This window comes from Actinoplanes sp. NPDC026670 (assembly GCF_040638175.1).
In the GTDB taxonomy this organism is placed as follows: Bacteria; Actinomycetota; Actinomycetes; order Mycobacteriales; family Micromonosporaceae; genus Actinoplanes.
Genome location: NZ_JBEZXU010000184.1, coordinates 1 through 1434 on the forward strand (window position 1 = coordinate 1; position 1434 = coordinate 1434).

At 55.4% G+C, this 1434-nt stretch carries 1 rRNA gene; it reads left to right on the top strand.

The annotated features are described in order from the left end of the window. Window positions 1-1383, top strand: a 23S ribosomal RNA gene (locus AB0E94_RS52940); the annotation flags it as partial. Window positions 1384-1434 lie beyond the last annotated feature (51 nt).

Below are 1434 nucleotides of genomic sequence, written 5' to 3' on the forward strand. Positions count from 1 at the left end.
CTGAGACGTGATGCCGAGCCGTTCTGGTGAAGTCATTGATCCTATGCTGCCGAGAAAAGCCTCTAGCGATGTTCTGAGCGGCCCGTACCCGAAACCGACACAGGTGGTCAGGTAGAGAATACCGAGGCGACGGGTGAACTGTGGTTAAGGAACTCGGCAAATTGCCCCCGTAACTTAGGGAGAAGGGGGGCCGGACGCGTGAAGCCCCTTGCGGGTGGAGCGTGGTATGGCCGCAGAGAGCAGGGGGAAGCGACTGTTTACTAAAAACACAGGTCCATGCCAAGTCGTAAGACGATGTATATGGACTGACGCCTGCCCGGTGCTGGAACGTTAAGGGGACCTGTTAGCTCTTCGGGGCGAAGCGGAGAACTTAAGCGCCAGTAAACGGCGGTGGTAACTATAACCATCCTAAGGTAGCGAAATTCCTTGTCGGGTAAGTTCCGACCTGCACGAATGGCGTAACGACTTCCCCACTGTCTCAACCACAGGCCCGGCGAAATTGCAGTACGAGTAAAGATGCTCGTTACGCGCGGCAGGACGGAAAGACCCCGGGACCTTTACTATAGCTTGACATTGGTATCCGAATTTAATTGTGTAGGATAGGTGGGAGCCGGTGAAGCTCGGACGCCAGTTCGGGTGGAGGCATTGTTGAAATACCACTCTGTTGGGTTTGGGTATCTAACTTGCGGCCCTGATCGGGTCGAGGGACAGTGTCTGGTGGGTAGTTTAACTGGGGCGGTTGCCTCCTAAAGGGTAACGGAGGCGCCCAAAGGTTCCCTCAGCCTGGTTGGCAATCAGGTGTTGAGTGTAAGTGCACAAGGGAGCTTGACTGTGAGACTGACGGGTCGAGCAGGGACGAAAGTCGGGACTAGTGATCCGGCACTTGCGTGTGGAAGCGGTGTCGCTCAACGGATAAAAGGTACCCCGGGGATAACAGGCTGATCTTCCCCAAGAGTCCATATCGACGGGATGGTTTGGCACCTCGATGTCGGCTCGTCGCATCCTGGGGCTGTAGCAGGTCCCAAGGGTTGGGCTGTTCGCCCATTAAAGCGGTACGCGAGCTGGGTTTAGAACGTCGTGAGACAGTTCGGTCCCTATCCGCCGTGCGCGTTGGATACTTGAGAAGGGCTGTCCCTAGTACGAGAGGACCGGGACGGACGAACCTCTGGTGTGCCAGTTGTTCCGCCAGGAGCATGGCTGGTTGGCTACGTTCGGAAGGGATAACCGCTGAAAGCATCTAAGCGGGAAGCTCGCTTCGAGATGAGGTATCCCACCACCTTGAGTGGGTAAGGCTCCCAATAGACTATTGGGTTGATAGGCCGGAGATGTAAGCACGGTAACGTGTTGAGTTGACCGGTACTAATAGGCCGAGGGCTTAACCACTTTAAATTTATGCTACGCGTCCACTGTGTGATTCACAGCAAACGAACAACC